Origin of the sequence: Actinomyces stomatis, assembly GCF_031292835.1 — a bacterium.
Taxonomy (GTDB): Bacteria; Actinomycetota; Actinomycetes; order Actinomycetales; family Actinomycetaceae; genus Actinomyces; species Actinomyces stomatis.
In genome coordinates this window covers 1-17998 of sequence record NZ_JASPEP010000028.1, presented here as the reverse complement: position 1 = coordinate 17998, position 17998 = coordinate 1, and the positions used below count along the sequence as shown (strand labels likewise).

Here is a 17998-nt window from a genome sequence, read left to right as displayed (position 1 = left end):
TCGTTACAGGTTTCGGAACCGCTCAACATAGGCGGCCAGAGCGGCTTGGACGCGGCGCTTCTTCTCGTCGTGGCTTTCGCCGGTAGAACTGCGGAACCTTGGGGTGGGCGGCAGGATCCTTGTGATCGCGGTGCCCTCAGTGGGCACGTACCCGTTCCGCATGGCCGCCTCCACTAGTGCCTTCGTCGGTCCCTCGCGCAGATTCTCGTCGCGGATGATCGCTGCCAGCTCTTCGCTGCGCCGCTGCTCGATGAAAGCCCGCCATTGCTCTTCCACGTCTCCGAAGGCGGACACTGCGTGCACGAACTCCTCAATGAGGTCCCGTTTGTTGTGCAGGCTGGGACTAGACATCACCGCCCGGCGGATCTCCACCGGGATCTCCTTGTCCTCGCCGTCGCCCGCCTCCTCGCGGTGCTTCTCCACCAGCATGAGGATGTAGGCGACGCCCACCTCCACATGCCTGACCAGCTCGATCTCGAAAACGAGGTCGTCGTTGACCACCTCCTTCTCTACGTCAGCCGCCCGTCGCATCTCGGCATACAGATCCACGTACACGCTGCGGTAGTCCTGCAACTCGGCCTCGCCGATGACGTCGTCGTCCTCGAAGTCGTCAAAGCTCGCCAAAATGTTGCGCAGCCTCAGGATCTTCCCGAACTGCCGGATGAACTCCTTCTGCTCGACCTCAGAGGCGATCAACTGTCCCGGCTGGAACCTTGCCAGCAGTTCGTTGATTTTCTCCAGGTAGTCCTCCAGGTACTCCTTGTACGGCTTGAGGAGCACCAGCCCGCCGGCGGCCTTGTTGCCGAACAGGGCGATGGCCTCATCGGTCTCCTCCTGGAGGTCCCGGAAGCAGACCACGTTGCCGTAGGTCTTGACCGAGTTGAGGATCCGATTCGTGCGCGAAAACGCCTGGATGAGCCCATGCGTGCGCAGCGACTTGTCCACCCACAGGGTGTTGAGCGTTTTGGAGTCGAACCCGGTGAGGAACATGTTGACCACGATGACCAGGTCGATCGTCTGCTCCGCCAGCCGCCGGGAGATGTCCTCGTAGTAGCCCTCGAAACCCTGAGCGCTCGTGTCGTAGGCGGTACCGAATTGCGCGTTGTAGTCGCGGATCGCATCATCGAGGAAGGCGCGGTCGTCGGCGGTCAGCTGCGAGGGGTCCACGGCCTCATCGGCCAGCGTCTCACCGGGCGCATCGGCGTTGGGAGCGTAGGAGTAGACGATGCCGACGCTCAGGCGCCGGTCCGCGGTCAGCCCCTCCTGCTGCCGCTTGAACTCCATGTAATAGGCGCGTGCCGCCCGAATCGACGCCGTCGCGAACAGCGAGTTGAAGCCCCGCACCCGCTTCTGCCCCAGCGTGTAGTAAGAGTTGCGCTGCGTCTTCTGGTCGAAGTGCTCGCGGATATAGCCCACCACCTGGGCCAGCCGCGCGGGCGCCAACAGTGCCCTCTCAGTGTCGATGGCACTGATCTCCGCGTCGCGCACGGCGTCGGGCATCTTGATCGTGTCGATGTAGTCGATGCGGAACGGCAGCACGTTCTTGTCCCGGATCGCGTCCACGATCGTGTATGTGTGCAGCTGGTCGCCGAAGGCCTGCTCAGTAGTGCGCAGCTGGACATTCCCGCTGGAGCCGGAGTTTGCCGCGAAGATCGGCGTGCCCGTGAACCCGAAGAGGTGGTAGTCGCGGAAGGCCTTGGTGATGGCCGTGTGCATGTCTCCGAACTGGCTGCGGTGGCACTCGTCGAAGATGAGGACGACGTGCCCGGTGTAGATGGCGTGCTTGCGGTTGCGCCCCACAAAGTTGGAAAGCTTCTGGATCGTGGTGACGATGATGCGCGTGTCTGGGTCGTTGATCTGCCTGCTCAGTTGTTTGGTGGACTGGTTGGCGGAGACCGTCCCATCGGCGAAGCGGTTGTACTCCTTGATGGTCTGGTGGTCCAGGTCCTTGCGGTCGACGACGAAGATGACCTTGTCGATCCCCTCCATCCCGGCAGCCAGCTTGGCGGTCTTGAAAGAGGTGAGGGTCTTGCCCGAGCCGGTGGTGTGCCAGATGTACCCACCGCCGGCCACGGTGCCGGTCTGCTTGTTGGCCGACGCCGTGAGGATTCGCTGGAGGATCGCCTCGGTTGCGGCGATCTGATAGGGCCGCATGACCAGCAGCTTCTTCTGAGTCGTGAAGATGCAGTAGCGAGTCAGCAGGGCCAGCAGCGTGTGCCTGGCGAAGAAGGTCCGGGTGAAGTCGACCAGGTCCATGATCGGCTTGTTCGCGGCGTCAGACCACCAGGAGGTGAACTCGAAGGAGTCGGAGTTGGCGGCCTTGGACTCGCGCTTCTCATGCGTCGACTCGGTGACGTGGTCGAACCGGGTGGTGTTCGAGTAGTACTTGGTGTGGGTGCCGTTGGAGATGACGAAGATCTGGACGTAGCCGAACAGGCCGGCACCCGCCCAGAAGGAGTCGCGCTGGTAGCGGTTGATCTGGTTGAAGGCCTCGCGGATGGGCACGCCGCGGCGCTTGAGCTCGATGTGCACCAGCGGCAGGCCGTTGACGAGGACGGTGACGTCGTAACGGGTGTGGTGGGCGCCGGTCTCAACGACGTACTGGTTGGTGATCTGCAGGCGGTTGTTGTGGATGTGCTGCTTGTCGATAAGCCGGATGTTCTTGGACTCGCCGTTGTCCCGGATGAGGACCTGCACATGGTCCTCCTGGATGCGGCGGGTCTTCTCTGCGATCTCGTCCCCGCCGCCTGAGCGGGTGCGGATCGACTGGGCGAAGAAGCGCTCCCACTCCTCATCGGTAAAGGTGTAGTCGTTGAGGATTTCGAGCTGGGTGCGCAGGTTGGCGACGAGCTCGTCCTCACTGGTGAAGGAGACATACTCGTAGGCCTGGGCCTGCAGCTGGCGGATGAAGGCCGCCTCCAACTCGGCTTCTGACTGGTATCCGGTACGGTCGGTCTCCACGGGCTCATAGAGGCCGACGACGGTGCTCTCACTGGTGAGAACAACCGGTTCGACGCCGATGGCTGAGGCTTCACGAATGGTCATCGGAGGATGCTTTCGTCAGGGTTGGAGAGACTCTGCTGTGATTGTGACTGTGGGATCGAGGTCCAGGTTCTCCCAGTCACCATAGGTGCCTCCTGTCCATTTCCAGACGATACGGCCGTTACAGGAGTAGCCGGCGGCGGATGGTGAGGAGAAGGGGTGTCCCGTGTAAGAGTGCCGATCGTTCCCTCGACAGTGATACTTCCGTCATCGACGAGTTTGGTATGTTGAGCGTAGAGGGATTCGTAGGATCTTCGGGTGCTTGGCATACTGCCCTCATTACTCCATTCTCCGACGACGCGGGAGCCCTCAAGCATGATGAACTCGTACCCGACAACGCGAGTCCTGGCTTTGATGCCGCGCTTAGGGACAGTGAGCGTGAAAATCGGGGAGTCGATATCTGGCGGAGGTATTTGTTGGTCAGGAGGCCTGTGAGTGCCACGTAGAATGTTGACTCCAAGGACTGGAAGGACGCCACGAATCTGCTCGAGGAATACCTCAGCGTCGGATTGCTGAGCCTCCGAGAGCTTTCGCGGCTGCGGTGTTTGGGTGTTGTCGGGCAGCGAACAGCGCTTGGCGGTGTTGGCGATCTCGACAAGTCGGGCCTCAAGGTAGCCCCAGTGCCCTTCGTTGAAGGAGTCGTCACGGCTGCTGACGAGGATGGCCCGGTTCCACCAGGTCTTCTGACGATCGTGCTGACGGAATCGGGCGGAGAAGTCCTCAGTTTTCCCGATGTAGCAGGCGACGCTCTCGATTGCATCAGGGTCGTCACCCAGGAGGAGGTAGACTCCGTTGCGGTGAGCCTCTTCTCGAGCGAGGATGCGACTAAGGGCTGTACGGGGTCCGCTAAGGATATGGCCTGTCCAGCCCGAGATGTTTGCGGTTGTGATGCCGCCGGGCTCCCCGTCAACAAGAAAGAGCTCGATGTGCTTTCCACTCATGGGATCATTTCTTTTCAGGGAAGGTGAGGAGGCGATCGCGGTAGTACTCGTACTGCTTGCGACGAGCTTCGATCTCGGCAGGGAGGCCGGAGGTCAGGTCATTGACGAGGGCGTCAAACTGATTGAGTCTTTCGACGATTCGATCCTGCTCGACGGGTGGCGGTGTAGGTATCTGGATTTTCGAAAACCCTTCGAGTAGAAGAGTCTTCACCTTCGTCCTTGCGATGTGTTTTGCCTTCTGGCGTCTAAACCAGTCGGTGCGCATCACATAGGAAACGAATGTGGGGTTCAAAGTGCTGCGGAACGCGTAACTGTGGTCGTGAATAGCAACAGGTTCATCTCCGATCCAGGCTACGCTGCGACCGACATCATCAACCACTTCTCCGACATCAACAAGAATGACATCCCCTGGTTGAGCGAAGCGAAGTTTCTGGCGAAGTGATTCCTCAAGATTGCTCCCGACAGATGATGTCGACACTCCGTATCTGGTGTAGATTTCACCATAATGAATGCAGGGGACGCCGTGGTCGGAGTAATCGGTCTTGACGAAACGTTTGCCACGATGGAAGGTGCCGAGTTGAGACAGGGGGAGCCAGGGTATACTTGAGTCGCCCTTAAAACTCAGAAGTTCGTCGAGGTAGTAGTTATACTGGTGTTGGCGAGCCTCCAGCTCCGCCTCCAGCTCCGCCTCCAGCTGTGTGAACTTGTCTAGTATCCTCGTGGTCTCATGCTGAACTTCCAGTGGTGGAACTGGAACTGGGTAGCGTAAGATCGCTTTTTTATTGCCGCGAGGCATTTTTGCGCCTCTAGCATTCTGCTGATCGAATGTAAAGAATGAGTCGCTTGAAAGAACGTAGTACAGAAACCTTGGTTCAAGCTGTTTTGGGTGCTGGTCGTTGATTTCGACTGCCAGTACATCCCCGCTGCAACCTCCTGTGCGGTCTGCTAGCCATATTTTCTTGAGGTATGGGCGAATGTTGCCCAGGAGGATGCTGCCAGGAGAATAGGCTGTAAGTGTCGAAGTGTTGGGGGTGTGTGTCGCGTCGGTTCGACCTTTTTTGTGTGAGACTAGGTTATCGACTCCAACAAAGGTCGTTGAGTTTAAATCTTCAGCGGACACTTTTCGGGGAGAGTACCTGGCAACTTCGCCAAGCGACTTGTACTCAACGCCGTCTGGGCAGAGGTCTCGGATGAGGTCGTCGATGCGGCTCACCGGGCACCGCCTTCGAGATCGGCGACGATCTCATCAATGCTCGCCCGCAGCACCGCCTGCCGCTCGACGATCTCTTTGATCTGGGCGTTGAGTTCCACGATGTCGACCTTTTCGCGGGTGTCTTCCGCCTCTACGTAGGAGGTCACTAACAGGTTGAAACCGTTTTCCCTGATCGCATCCGCGCCTACCAGTGCCGCCACGTGCTCGACGTCGACGCGCTTGGCGAGTGTCTCCAGGATCATCTCCTGGTTCACCGTCGAGAGCTTGTTCTTGTTGCCCTCCCGCACGAACTGCTTCGAGGCGTCCACGAACAGGACGCTGTTGTCCTGCTTGGACTTCTTAAGCACGATGATGCACGTGTCGGTTGTCGTCCCGAAGAACAGATTTGACGGCATTTGAATGATGGTATCGACGTAGTTGTTTTCCACCAGGTACTGGCGAATCTTGGCTTCCGCATGGCCTCGGTAGAGGATCCCTGGGTATTCGACGATAGCTGCCGTCCCATCCACCGACAACCAGGACAGCATGTGCATGGTGAAAGCTAGATCTGCATTCGACTTCGGGGCCAGCACGCCCGCCGGGGAGAAGCGAGGGTCGTTGATGAGAGCCGGGTCGTCCTTACCGATCCACTTCGTCGAGTACGGCGGGTTGGAGACGATCGCCTCGAAGGGCTCATCGTCCCAGTGCGCTGGGTCGGTGAGCGTGTCCCCGTGGGCGATGCTGAAGTCAGCGAAGTTGATATCGTGGAGGAACATGTTGATCCGGCACAGGTTGTAGGTGGTCAGGTTGATCTCCTGGCCGAAGAACCCACCTCGCACGTTATCCTTACCGAGGACCTTCGCGAACTTCAGCAGCAGTGAGCCCGAGCCACAGGCCGGGTCGTAGACGCGGTTGACACTCTTCTTGCCCATCACCGTGATGCGGGCCAGTACCTCGCTGACCTCCTGCGGCGTGAAGAACTCGCCGCCCGACTTGCCCGCGTTCGACGCGTACATCGTCATGAGGAACTCGTAGGCGTCGCCGAAGGTGTCGATCGAGGACTCCCCGTAGGACAGGTCCAGGTCCCCGATCGCCTGCATGAGCCGCGTGAGCTTGTCATTGCGCTGGGCCACCGTGCGGCCCAGCTTGGTGGAGTTGACGTCCACGTCGTCGAACAGGCCGCGCAGATCCGACTCCGAGCCCGTGCCGGTCGCGGAGGCCTCAATGCTCTTGAAGATGCGCGAGAGGGTCTCGTTGAGGTTCTCATCGCGCGGTGCCCGCTCGCGCACGTTGTCGAACAGGTCCCCCGGGGCGATGAAGAAGCCCTTCTCCTCAATGATGCCGTCGCGGGCGCCCTCGGCGTCGGCGTGCGACAGGAAGCGGTAGTCAAAGTCCGGGTCCCCGGCCTCGCGCTCGCCGGCGTTGATGTACTCGGTGAGGTTCTCGGAGATGAACCGGTAGAAAAGAAAGCCCAGAACGTAGGCCTTGAAGTCCCAACCGTCCACGCTCCCGCGCAGGTCGTTGGCAACTCGCCAGATCGCACGGTGAAGCGCATCGCGCTCAGTCTCTTTGCTCAACAGTCGGCCTCTTCGTCGTCAGGATGGGGGATCGGGCAGAAGTATCCCACCAACTGAGGACGTCCGATGACCATGTGCAGAGGTCGGGGCGTTGGGAGGATGGGGGACTACACTCGTCGACAGACAACGAGCACCGGGCTTGGACCGGTGCGCATACTCCGACGGCCCATCACCTGAGGTGCGGGGCCGCTTGTTTCTGCCGATGGCCGATCTGCGATGGTTGGGAAGGCCGGCGTGCCGGTCGCCGGAGGCTCGGCGAGCGGGGCGATCTGTGCGAGTGCACCCACTCATGGTCGGGGGACATGTGACGCCAGCGGGGACATTTCTGTGCGGGTAGGGACGTTCGACGCCGTCGGGGACGGGAATCCTGTCCCCGAACGCGTGGGCTGTTCCCGGCTGGAGCGGACGGCACACGGCCGCGTGGAATGTCCCCGCCGGCGGTGTAGGCATGGTCGCCTCAGGCTGCTGTGAAGGTGCTCGACCTGCGCCAGTCCTGCCCGGCTCCGGTGGGGAACCGCTCGAGAGCCCGGATTGAAGAAATAGGGAGTGGGGAACGGGGGTCACTCACAGAGAAAGATCTATGAGTGACAAACCAGATCTTTTTCTGGTACACCTAGGGGGTGTCCAAGGCTCTGGGATCCTCTGCGGAAATCGCTCCACTTCCCACGGTGGAAGGAGGATTCCAGACCGTTCTGGCCGACCCTCCGTGGCGGTTCACTAATCGAACCGGCAAGGTCGCTCCCGAGCACCGTCGCTTGGGGAGGTACGGGACGATGTCTCTTGGGGAGATCAAGGAGCTTCCTGTTAGCGATGTGGTCGCAACGAACGCCCACCTATATCTGTGGGTTCCCAACGCCTTGCTTCCTGAGGGCCTGGAGGTGATGCAGGCGTGGGGCTTCCGCTATGTCTCGAATATCATTTGGGCGAAGCGGCGGAAGGACGGCGGGCCGGACGGTCGTGGCGTCGGCTTCTACTTCCGCAATGTCACTGAGCCGATCCTGTTCGGTGTCAAGGGTTCGATGAGGACGTTGGCACCTGGTCGCTCGACGGTCAATATGATCGAGACGCGCAAGCGTGAGCACAGCCGCAAGCCTGACGAGCAGTATGACCTCATTGAGTCGTGCTCGCCGGGGCCGTACCTGGAGATGTTCGCCCGTTACGCGCGACCGGGGTGGTCCGTGTGGGGCAATGAGTCGGATGAAGAAGTAGCGCCGCAGGGTAAGGCTCAGCGGGGGTACGGAGGCGGCAAGATCGACTCCTTGCCGCATCTGGAGCCACATGAGCGGATGAGTGACTGGCTCTCGGATCGAGTCGCCCAGATCATGGCTGATGAATATCTGAAGGGGGCGTCGGTTCAGCAGATTTCGACACAGTCGGGTTACTCCATCACTCGGGTACGGAGCCTCTTGGCCAAGGCTGGCGTGGTGCTACGTGGGCGAGGGCGTCCTAAGAAAGTAGCGCGGAATGCATTCGACAGCACCGTCTCGATTGGCTCTGCGTCGTCTCAGGAGGCGGGTTTGAAGCCGATGACCTTGCCGTCATCCTTGTCGTAGCCGATGATGAGGTCGGGCTTGGCGATGATGAGCGAGTCTCCGTTTTTCCAGTCGATCCCATTGAAGGTGATCTCTTCGCCGGTCTTGATGTTCATAAGCATAGTCAGCCCGTTGATGTCACCACGGCCCAATGTTGCCAATCTAACGATGTCACTGCCCTGAGGGCTTGTTGCGACGGATGCGCAGGATGGTGAAATCCAGTCGTAGGATAAGCCGCTACTGTTGTCGGGTGGCTGGATGCTGATAGGCTTTCTGTCTTTCGGTTTGAGTTTCGTGATGCACCCATTCGCGTTGACTTTTGATGTCAGTTTTGCTTTGCTGTAGTCCTGGTCCTTGAAGTACGTGCGGTACTCCTCGGCGGTGATGAGCTCGCTCTCGCCTATGACAACTTGTTCGCCCAATGTGATTGTCTCGGTGAAGCTGCTCCGCTTCTTGCCCGTAAAGTCGTATATCGTCACTTTGTACGTGGTTGACCATGGTGAATCGCTAGCAGTGTCGTCAGCCTCGGACTCGCCATTCTTTATCTCGAAGGTCCCCCAACCATCCTTGAAGAAGGTGCTGGTGAGGTCAGAGTCGACCTTGGAGCCTCCGCCCAGGATGAGTGTCTCGCCGTTGTCGATGTTGATGATGGCGTTGTACACCCAGGCGTAGCGCCGACCTCCTCTGGTAAGGGTGGAATCATTGCGATAGTAGGTTTTGGAGGACATCTCTCCAGTCCCGGGGATCTTACGTGTCCACTTCTGCTTCGCCGGGGAGTCCCAGGCGGTGCAATTGTCGCTCGAATTGCAGGAGATGGCGATGTTGTCGGCGATAATCGCTGACTTCCCCTCTTTCCAAGGGGCTGAAGAAATTTTTCCAGTTTTCATATCGATGAGGGACGACTTGTAGACGAGCGTGTTGTCGCCCCAGGTCTGAAAGCCCGGCGTGGGACGGGAGATGGATGTCAGGTCCTCGTCGTCGAGGTTCGCCTGCCATGCCTCCTTCATATTGTCGTCCAGAGGCGTGTAGCCGGTCAGAGTGCCGTCGGACTTGTCGAGTAGGAGGAAATGACCGCCGACCACATAGGGCTCCTTGTTGGCTGCGACATCGGCGCTCCAAGCCTTGTCTGCGCCTTTCGTCCATGCCTCTGATGGGGACACGAACGGAGAGGCCAAGGAAACGTCGCGGCGCCCCAGGAAGTACCAGGCGGCCACGCCTCCAGCGCCCAGGACGAGAATGATCGGCAGAACGACAGCGACCACCTTGAGCAGACGGCGTTTCCTCGGAGCCTGAGCCGGTGGCGCATACATCGGTGCCCCGTAAGCCGGTGCTGCCGGCTGGCTCGGACCGTAAACCTGGCCCGGGTCATACGCCTGGCCCGCTCCGTATCCCGAGGGCGCCCCACTCGGCACCCCGGGCGGCATCGCCGTCTGCTGGTCCACGGGCTGGGCCGCCGACTGCAGCGAGGACGCCGAATACGCCTCGGCGGCCGGCGGCGGCGCGACGGGCTGGGCCGCCTGAGCGGCCTGCGGGAGCGGGCCCTGCGGGGACTGGGGTGCCGTGCTTCCGTGCCACTGAGGGGCGGGTCCCTGAAGCGAGGCCCTCTGCGGCGCCGTGCTGGGCGCACCCGGCTGGTGACCGCCATACCCCTGAGGAACCTGAGCGTATCCGGAACCGGCGGGAGTCGGCTGCTGGGGCGGTGCCCCCGCTGTCCCCACCGCCATCGTCGGCGCCATCGGGCCGACCTCGCCGGGGATAGGAGGTTGCGTCGGTTGCACGGGCTGACCGCCACGACCGGCCTGACGTGCCAGCACCTCCTGGACGACGGCGTCGTCGGACCGCTCCAGTATCTCGCGGGCCCGGGGTGGGAGCGACGGGTTGGTCGCCAGAATCGAGTGCAGGTCCGGACGGGTCTCGGCGATCCGCTCGAGGTCCTGCGGTGAGGCGAACCTGCTGAGCGCTGTCGTTGCGTCGTAGTCGCCGGAAGAAGGTGAATGCCCCGTCGTCATGCTTCCCGAGCCTAACGAAATCTATGGTCCTGGGTCACAGAATGGGAGCATCGGCCTCCAACTGCGCCGTTGAAATGATGCGGTCAGACGGGGACAGGGCGAGTCAGTCGACGATGCCGTAAAGGCGGTCCCCGGCGTCGCCGAGACCGGGCACGATGTAGGCGTGCTCGTTGAGCCGCTCGTCCACCCCGGCGGTCACCACCGTCACGTTCGCGCGCTCGCCGACCGCCTCCTCCAGCGTCTTGACCCCCTCGGGTGCGGCGATGAGGCACAGCGCGGTGACGTCGCGCGCCCCGCGCTCAAGCAGGTAGTCGATGGCGGCCACGAGGGTGTGGCCGGTGGCGAGCATGGGGTCGACGACGAAGCACTGCCGGCCCGAGAGGTCGTCGGGCAGGCGGTTGGCGTAGATCTCCACCTCCAGGGTGTCCTCATCGCGCTTCATCCCCAGGAAGCCGACCTCCGCCGTGGGCAGCAGGCGGGTCATGCCCTCGAGCATCCCCAGACCCGCGCGCAGGATCGGCACCACGATCGGCCGCGGGTCGGCCAGGCGGTGGCACTGGGCCAACGCCACGGGGGTGCGGATCTCCACCTCCTCGGTGCGCACCTCGCGGGTGGCCTCGTAGGCGAGCAGGGTGACGAGCTCGTCCACCAGCTGGCGGAAGACCGCCGACGGCGTCCTCTCATCACGCAGGACGGAGAGTTTGTGGTCGATGAGGGGGTGATCGGCAACGTGGAGGCGCATGGGGACAGCCTAATCCCGCAGCCCGGTCCGCACCGTCACAACGCGCGTCGGCCTCGTCCTCGCTCACGGCGTGACCACGTCGCCCCGGCGGGCTGGAAGCAGCGCCGGCCATGTTGTGTCCAAATCGGTGACTAAGGAGCCCCTGCGTTCTTCACTCCTTCAACAGAACCGCGGAATCATGCGGTTTCATTTCGCCCGTTTCACTCTGCCCAAGCCCTTTGTCACCGATTTGGACATCGGGTTCGCCGTGGGGCCGGTTCGGTCCCTCTATGGGTCACTGGATCCCGATGCACTCCCTGACTACAACCAGTCCCAGACTCAAAACGCCCTCCCCCGAGTAATGCATCCGCCGCCAGACTCCCCTGTTCAATGCGGCCGGGGACATTCCACGCGGCCGGGTGCAGACCGCTCCAGGCGGGGACGTTCGACGCCGCCGGGGACAGGAATCCTGTCCCCGTACGCGTGAGATGCCCCCGGTTGTAGGGAAGAGTCCCCGACCGCGCAGGATGTCCCCGTCGGCGGCCGAGCGCAGGCCCGAGGTGTGTCCAGGTTCGGGTCCGGGATGTGTCCGAGCTCAGGCCTGAGTGCGACCAGGTTCAGGCTCGGGCGTATGGCCGGGTTCGGCCCCGGGGGCCGGGCTCAGGTTCGGGGCGCGGCCGGACCAGGACGGCCCGCGCACGCCGGTTGGGCCGGGGGCGAAAGGGTCTGACGTCGCACCCGCCTGCGGGGCTAAGTTGCCGGCACCGAATGCATCGAAGGAGAACTCATGGCCAACGGCTCCACCTCCACCATTACTCTCAACAACGGTGTCGACATCCCGCAGATCGGCTACGGCGTCTACCTGACCCCGCCGGAGGAGACCGAGCGGGCTGTGCTCGAGGCCTTCGAGGTCGGTTACCGCCACGTCGACACCGCCCAGGCCTACCGCAACGAGGAGGGTGTGGGCACGGCCGTCGCCGCCTGCGGACTGCCCCGCGAGGACGTCTTCCTCACCACCAAGGTGTGGCTCACCAACGCCGGGGACGAACGCGCCGCCCGCTCCATCGACGGCTCCCTGCGCCGCCTGGGCACCGACTACATCGACCTGCTGCTCGTCCACCAGCCCTTCGGCGACTATTACGGCACCTACCGCGCCATGGAGAAGGCCCTGGCCGCCGGTAAGGTCCGCGCCATCGGCGTCTCCAACTTCTTCCCCGACCGGTTCGTGGACCTGGCGCAGCACGTCGAGGTGCCTCCGGCCGTCAACCAGATGGAGACCCACGTCTTCAACCAGCAGACCGACACCCGCACGTGGTACACCAAGTACGGCACCGCCCTGGAGTCCTGGGGCCCGCTGGCCCAGGGCCGCAACAACATCTTCACCCACCCGGTGCTCACCGAGGTCGGTGAGAAGTACGGCAAGACCGCCGCCCAGGTGGCCCTGCGCTACCTCATCCAGCTGGACATTATCGTCATCCCCAAGACGGTCCACCGCGAGCGCATGGTCACCAACCTCGACGTCACCGACTTCCAGCTCGACGACGCCGACATGCGGGCCATCGCCGCCCTCGACGAGGGACAGGGCGTCGTCAACCACTACGACCCCGCCTTCCAGGAGCGCCTCGCCTCCTTCACGGTCGAGGAGGACTGACTTCCGGCCGCCTGCGGACGCTGCCGACTGCCGGCGGGGGCATTAGACGCGGCCGGGTGCGGCCCGCTCCGGGCGGGGGCGTTCGACGCCGTCGGGGACAGGAATCCCGCACCCGCACGCGCAGGATGTCCCCGTCCGGAAGAAGAAGCCCCCGGCCGCGCGGAATGTCCCTGTCAGCGTTGGGGGCGGATCGGGAGACGGTGGGGGATGGTGGGCCGGAGCGGGCGCGGGAACGCGGGCGTCAGAGCCGGTGTGAGAACCGGGATTCACTCTTCTCGGAGGTGCCCACGTACTCCAGCCAGCGCTCGTAGTGGTCGAGGACGTCGTGGGCCACCTGGTCGGAGTTCCAGTCGACGACGTCGTAGCCTTGGCCGCCGCTGTGCGGGCGCACCTCGAGGCGCACCGTGAGGTCGTCGGCCTCGTGGACGGCGAAGCCGTAGGCGGGCACCGGCGTGACCACCATGCGCACCACGTAGCGGAAGGAGTCGATGGAGCTGGACTGCTCCTCACCGCTGTTGGTGGCCGGGTGGGAGGAGACCACCAGGCTGGCGCGCCCCAGGAATGTGCGCTCGTCGTCGGGGTCCTGTGCCTCGGGGCCCTCGACGAAGACCTCGGCGGAGACGTTCTCCTTGCGCAGCTCGGTGGCCACCGCCTCCAGTGCCGGCACGATGCGTCGCTCCATGGCGTTGCCGGCCTCGTCGGGGGACACCGAGTTGAGGGTGTGCGCCAGGCGCTCGCGCCAGGGCGTCTGCTCCAGCCCCGCGGCCGACCCGTTGAAGCCCAGGGCGCGGTTGCGGTTGGCCTGGGTCAGGGCCTGGTTGTAGGTGTCCTCGGTGCTTAGGGAGCGCCACAGGGTGTACATGATGAGGACGAGGACCCCGGAGAAGGGCAGCGCCATGACGATGGTGGCCTGCTGCAGGATGGGGATGCCGCCGGCCACGAGCATCGCGATGGTGAGGATCCCGGTCAGGGCGGCCCAGAAGATCCGCAGCCAGGGGGCGGCGTCCTGGCGCGCCGAGCGGATGCGGCTGGAGAGGTTGGCCATGACCAGGGCGCCGGAGTCGGCGCTGGTGACGTAGAAGAGGATCCCGACGAACAGGGCCAGGGCGATGAGGATCTTCTGTCCCGGCAGGTGCTCCAGGATCCAGTACAGCCCCTGCTCGGGTCGCTCCAGGGTGATGTCCCGGAACTCGCCGTTGCCGCGGATGACCAGGTCCAGGGCGTGGTTGCCGAAGATCGTCACCCACATGAGGATGTAGCAGAAGGGCAGCAGGAGGCTGCCGAGCACGAACTGGCGGATGGTGCGGCCGCGTGAGATGCGGGCCAGGAACATGCCCACGAAGGCCGCCCAGGCGATCCACCAGGCCCAGAAGAACAGGGTCCAGGCGTTGAGCCAGTCGTCGGGCCGGTTGTAGGCGTAGGTCTCCAGCGTCAGCTGCGGGAAGCGGGTGAAGAAGTCGCCGATGGAGCCGATGAGCGCGTCGATGAGGAAGGCGGCGTCACCGGTGATGAGCACCCACAGGGCCAGGCCGATGGCCAGCAGCACGTTGATGGTGGACAGGACGCGCACGCCCCGGTCGACGCCGGAGACGGCCGAGACGGTGGCCATGACGACGGCCAGGGCGGTCAGCCCGATCTGGGTGGGGAAGCCCTGCGGCAGCCCGAACAGGATATTGAGGGCCACGTTCAGCTGGACGACGCCGACCCCCAGCGAGGCCGCGATGCCGAAGACCCCGCCGACCAGCGCCGCGGCGTCGACGATGTCACCGATGACGCCCTCGGTGTGCCGGCCCAGCAGCGGGCGCAGGGTGGAGCGCAGCGTGAGCGTGTCGCGGCGTCGGTAGGCGAAGTAGGCCATGGCCAGGCCCACCAGGGCATACAGGCCCCAGCCGGAGATGCCGTAGTGGAACAGGGACAGGACGATGGCCTCGCGGGCGCGGACGGCCTGGGGGATGGCCTGGGCGTCGCCGGTGGGCGGGTGCACGTACTGGTCGACTGGCTCGGCGACTGCGAAGAACAGGATCTCGGTGCCGATGCCGGCGGCGAAGAGCATGGCCGTCCAGGCGAAGGTGGAGAAATCCGGCGTCGAGTTGTCCGGGCCCAGACGGATGCGCCCGAACCGGGAGAAGGCCAGGCCCAGGATGAAGACCAGCGCGGCCGTGATGAGCAGGATGTAGAAGGAGCCGAACCATCGGCTCGTCCAGGTCACAGCGGCCCCGAAGGCGCTCTTGACGACGTCGGGGGCGACGAGCGCGGCCAGGGCGACGATCGCGATGATGGTGGCCGACACGAAGAACACCACCGGGTTGAAGGGCTGCTTGCCCGGCAGCTTGCCGAGCAGTGCGCCGGGGAGGGAACCGCTGGGGAGCCGCAGCACTGAGAACCGGTCCGACGACGGGGCCGGCGGGGAGGAGCCCTCTGAGGGGTCGCCTGCTGCGGACTCGCTCTCATCGCTCGATTCGGGGGACCGGCTCACCGACCTGCTCCGTTCTTCATGGGGGTCTTCACGGGGTCTTCACGGGGTCTTCATGGGGTTGGGAGTGCTGGCCTCGGGGCGCGCACGACACCGGGAGCGGGGCGCCGGGGGCCGGTGGGGGCGGGCGCTGTCCGAGCCCGGGCATGTCGTCGGGAGCCTATAACGAGATAATGAACTCGTGACGCCTCCATCCTCTGCGCAACTGCTGGACTCCGCGATGGCTCGCGCCCTGGAGCTGGCCCGGACCGCCGGTGAGGCGGGTGAGGTACCGGTGGGCGCCGTCGTGCTCTCGCCGGAGGGGACCGTCCTGGCCGAGGCTGCCAACGCCCGCGAGGCCGAGCGCGACCCGACGGCGCACGCCGAGATCCGCGCCCTGCGCGCCGCCGGTGCCGCACTGGGCGACTCCCACCTGGACGGTTGCACCCTCGTGGTCACCCTCGAGCCGTGCACCATGTGTGCCGGCGCCATCGTCCTGGCCCGGGTGGCCCGACTCGTCCTGGGGGCCTGGGAGCCCCGGACCGGGGCCTGTGGCTCGGTGCGCGACGTCGTGCGCGACACCCGCGCCAATCACCAGGTCGAGGTGCGCGCCGGCCTGCGCGCCCAGCAGTCCCAGGAGCTCCTGACCGCCTTCTTCACCGACCGCCGCTGAGGGACCTCAGGCGACCGGGCCAGATGAGAACGACGTCGGTCGTGACTGATACCGCAGGACGTCGCATTGGGGAGTAGGGCAACGTCCGTGTAACCTCATGGACGAGGTAGCGTGTCCGAGCGGCCGAAGGTGCAGATCTCGAAAGTCTGTGTGGTTCATAGCCACCCTGGGTTCGAATCCCAGCGCTACCGCCACGGGAGGGCCCGCCGAGCAGCCACACGCTGTACGGCGGGCCCTTCGCGTTCCCCGTTCGGCGCCCCGCCCGGCCGCCTGAGCGCTCTTGGTCCCTCATATATTTGGCGTCGGGCCTTACTCTTAGCCTATGAGTCGCCGCCCCCACGAATCCCGTCCCCTGTCCCGTTCCCGCACTCAGGTCCGCCCGCACCCCCACGCCTCCGAGATCGCGCCCCGTGCAGCCGCCGACCTCTACTCACTCCTGTGCGACGCTATGGTCGCCGGTGACACCAAGGCGATCGACGCCCTGCTCACCGACTACTGCGTCCTGACCCACATGACCGGCTACCCCCAGCCCAAGGTCGAGTGGCTCGGCGACATCGCCAACGGCGCCATGCGCTACCACTCCCACGAGGTGATCTCCGTCCAGGCGGACACGATCGCCGGCTTCCCGGTGGTGCGCGGCCGCACCCGCACCACGGCCACCCTGTGGGGCGGGCGCGGCACCTGGAACCTTCAGATCGTCGGATACGTCGTGCCCGACGCCGACCCCGACACCGAGCGCAACCCCACCGGCTTCCGCTTCAGCCGCCTGGACGCCTCCACCTGGTGAAGTCCTCCGGACCGGTTGTTTCTCAGAGCGTGTGAGCCGGCCAGGGGCGTCGGAAGCGCTGGTAGTGCCGTGACGGTGCCGGCCTGTTTGGGCACATACCGCCCGCCGTCCCCGGATGGCCCCGGCTGGGCTTCGCCCCCACCTACCGACGCCGTCCGGTCCCCCTCGTGGCGGGCGCGTTCCACGGGTCCTCCGGCCAGGCGTGCTTGGGGTAGCGGCCCCGCATCTCGGCGCGCACCTGCGGGTAGCCCTGCTCCCAGAAGGAGGCCAGGTCGTCAGTGACCGCCACCGGACGGCGCGCCGGGGACAGGAGGTGCAGCAGCACCGCCACCCGGCCCTCAACGATCCGCGGCGTGGCCGCCCACCCGAAGCACTCCTGGACCCGCACCGCCAGCACCGGCCGACCCGCCCGCCCGGCGTCGGCCGAGCCGCCGACCAGCGCGGTGTAGTCCACCGGCACCTGTGAGCCCGAGGGGACCTCAAGGCGCTCGGGCACCAGCTCGTCCAGGCGCGCCGCCTGCGGCCACGGCAGCAGCGCCCGCAGCGCCTGTGCCACGTCCAGCCGCTCCAGGCTGAAACGCCGGCCCCCGGAGCCCGATGACGCTGACTCACCTGACCTCCCTGACCCGCCCGAGCCGCCGGACTGCCCGGCCAGGCTCATCACCGCCGGTGCCAACCACTCCTCGGCCCGCTCGGCCAGGGCCGCATCGCTCATATCCGGCCAGGGCTCACCCAGGTGCTCATGCAGCAGGGCCAGGCGGGCGCGCAGGCCGCGAGCCTCCTCATCCCACGGCAGCACGTCCAGGCCGGCATCGGCCCCCTCAGCGCGCACCCGTGCGACGACGGCGTCCGCCACCTCCGTCGGACCCGGCGGTGGCCCCGGGGTGGTGGTGAGCGTGATGGCCCCCAGGCGGCGTAGGCGCTCAGTGCGCAGTCGCCTGCCCTCCCAGACGGTGCGCTCCTCCTCCGCCAGCCAGGCCCCGGCCAGCTCCAGGGCCGTCGGCTCATCGAGGGGCGCCGCGGCCCGGACGAGTGCGTCCCCGCGGCCACCGGTCAGGTCCACGCCGGCCACCGCCAACCACTCGGACTCCGCCAGCGTCGAGCCCACCGGCAGGCGCAGCCCGGTCCCGGCGACGCTCGCGTAGTGCGCCTCCTTGCCCGCCTGGGGAGCCGGCCCCCGACGACGCGCGATCCACTGCGGCTGCGCCGTCCCGGCCACCAGCGCCACTGCCGACTCCAGGTCACCCTCCATGTCACCCGACCCGGCGCCCTCACCACTCCCGGACCCGGCAGCGCCCCCGCCGAGATCACCGGGTCTTCCCGTGATCCGCCGGCCGCGGCCCGTGGCCGGCGAGCCCGACACCCCCATGGCGCCCGGCGCCTCAGGGTCTGCGCTCGCGGAGGCCGGGTCCTCGGGGCGC

12 protein-coding genes and 1 tRNA gene are annotated in these 17998 nt (G+C 64.9%); 5 read left to right on the top strand and 8 right to left on the bottom strand.

Features of this window, described 5'->3' with window-relative positions; all coding sequences use genetic code 11:
* Nucleotides 1-3: 3 nt before the first annotated feature.
* Genes RIV12_RS11610 through RIV12_RS11595 form a run of 4 tightly spaced genes read right to left on the bottom strand, consistent with a single transcriptional unit; the run spans nt 4 to nt 6752 of the window.
* Nucleotides 4-3045: a type I restriction endonuclease subunit R gene (locus tag RIV12_RS11610; protein WP_309324036.1), complete on the bottom strand. Its 3042-nt coding sequence runs from the start codon at nt 3043-3045 to the stop codon at nt 4-6.
* Complete coding sequence (locus tag RIV12_RS11605) at nt 3042-3983, bottom strand: GIY-YIG nuclease family protein (protein WP_309324034.1); 942 nt, start codon at nt 3981-3983, stop codon at nt 3042-3044. The genes RIV12_RS11610 and RIV12_RS11605 overlap by 4 nt, the downstream gene beginning before the upstream one ends.
* A 4-nt stretch (nt 3984-3987) precedes the next feature.
* A complete protein-coding gene (locus RIV12_RS11600) occupies nt 3988-5196 on the bottom strand; it encodes a restriction endonuclease subunit S (RefSeq protein ID WP_309324032.1) in 1209 nt (402 codons plus the stop codon).
* Complete coding sequence (locus tag RIV12_RS11595; RefSeq protein ID WP_309324030.1) at nt 5193-6752, bottom strand: type I restriction-modification system subunit M; 1560 nt, start codon at nt 6750-6752, stop codon at nt 5193-5195. Before RIV12_RS11595 ends, RIV12_RS11600 begins: the two co-directional genes overlap by 4 nt.
* 620 nt (nt 6753-7372) lie before the next feature.
* On the opposite strand from RIV12_RS11595, the gene RIV12_RS11590 reads away from it, so the two are divergent.
* Nucleotides 7373-8305 carry an MT-A70 family methyltransferase gene (locus RIV12_RS11590; RefSeq protein ID WP_309324028.1) on the top strand — a complete coding sequence of 311 codons (933 nt, stop codon included), beginning with the start codon at nt 7373-7375 and terminating at the stop codon, nt 8303-8305.
* Here the strand turns inward: RIV12_RS11590 and RIV12_RS11585 are convergent.
* Nucleotides 8257-10293, bottom strand: a complete 2037-nt coding sequence (locus RIV12_RS11585) for a variant leucine-rich repeat-containing protein (protein ID WP_309324026.1) — start codon at nt 10291-10293, stop codon at nt 8257-8259. The two genes, RIV12_RS11590 and RIV12_RS11585, sit on opposite strands and share 49 nt — an antisense overlap.
* Before the next feature lie 103 nt (nt 10294-10396).
* On the bottom strand, nt 10397-11035 hold the full coding sequence (upp, locus tag RIV12_RS11580; protein WP_309324024.1) for a uracil phosphoribosyltransferase: 639 nt from the start codon (nt 11033-11035) through the stop codon (nt 10397-10399).
* A gap of 766 nt (nt 11036-11801) precedes the next feature.
* Between upp and RIV12_RS11575 the strand changes: the two genes are divergently transcribed.
* Entirely contained in the window at nt 11802-12665 is an 864-nt protein-coding gene (locus RIV12_RS11575; RefSeq protein WP_309324022.1) for an aldo/keto reductase, read from the top strand.
* A 241-nt stretch (nt 12666-12906) separates the two neighbouring features.
* Here the strand turns inward: RIV12_RS11575 and betT are convergent, their stop codons facing one another.
* On the bottom strand, nt 12907-15141 hold the full coding sequence (gene betT / locus RIV12_RS11570; protein ID WP_309324020.1) for a choline BCCT transporter BetT: 2235 nt from the start codon (nt 15139-15141) through the stop codon (nt 12907-12909).
* Between the two features lie 217 nt (nt 15142-15358).
* Here betT and RIV12_RS11565 point away from each other — a divergent pair, with 217 nt between their 5' ends.
* The 3 genes from RIV12_RS11565 (at nt 15359) to RIV12_RS11555 (ending at nt 16577) form a co-directional block, all read left to right on the top strand.
* Nucleotides 15359-15790: a nucleoside deaminase gene (locus RIV12_RS11565; RefSeq protein WP_309324060.1), complete on the top strand. Its 432-nt coding sequence runs from the start codon at nt 15359-15361 to the stop codon at nt 15788-15790.
* A gap of 105 nt (nt 15791-15895) precedes the next feature.
* Nucleotides 15896-15984: transfer RNA gene (locus RIV12_RS11560), tRNA-Ser, on the top strand.
* Between the two features lie 128 nt (nt 15985-16112).
* Entirely contained in the window at nt 16113-16577 is a 465-nt protein-coding gene (locus RIV12_RS11555; protein ID WP_075417485.1) for a nuclear transport factor 2 family protein, read from the top strand.
* 142 nt (nt 16578-16719) lie between these two features.
* Here the strand turns inward: RIV12_RS11555 and RIV12_RS11550 are convergent.
* Nucleotides 16720-17998: ATP-dependent helicase C-terminal domain-containing protein (locus RIV12_RS11550; RefSeq protein ID WP_309324018.1), on the bottom strand; the 1279-nt coding region annotated here is incomplete at its 5' end.

What these genes read in the sequence shown, in the direction of transcription:
- RIV12_RS11610 (WP_309324036.1), bottom strand. Translation starts at nt 3,045, where the DNA reads ATGACCATTCGTGAAGCCTCAGCCATCGGCGTCGAACCGGTTGTTCTC.
- RIV12_RS11605 (WP_309324034.1), bottom strand. Translation starts at nt 3,983, where the DNA reads ATGAGTGGAAAGCACATCGAGCTCTTTCTTGTTGACGGGGAGCCCGGC.
- RIV12_RS11585 (WP_309324026.1), bottom strand. Translation starts at nt 10,293, where the DNA reads ATGACGACGGGGCATTCACCTTCTTCCGGCGACTACGACGCAACGACA.
- upp (WP_309324024.1), bottom strand. Translation starts at nt 11,035, where the DNA reads ATGCGCCTCCACGTTGCCGATCACCCCCTCATCGACCACAAACTCTCC.
- RIV12_RS11575 (WP_309324022.1), top strand. Translation starts at nt 11,802, where the DNA reads ATGGCCAACGGCTCCACCTCCACCATTACTCTCAACAACGGTGTCGAC.
- RIV12_RS11565 (WP_309324060.1), top strand. Translation starts at nt 15,359, where the DNA reads ATGGCTCGCGCCCTGGAGCTGGCCCGGACCGCCGGTGAGGCGGGTGAG.
- RIV12_RS11555 (WP_075417485.1), top strand. Translation starts at nt 16,113, where the DNA reads ATGAGTCGCCGCCCCCACGAATCCCGTCCCCTGTCCCGTTCCCGCACT.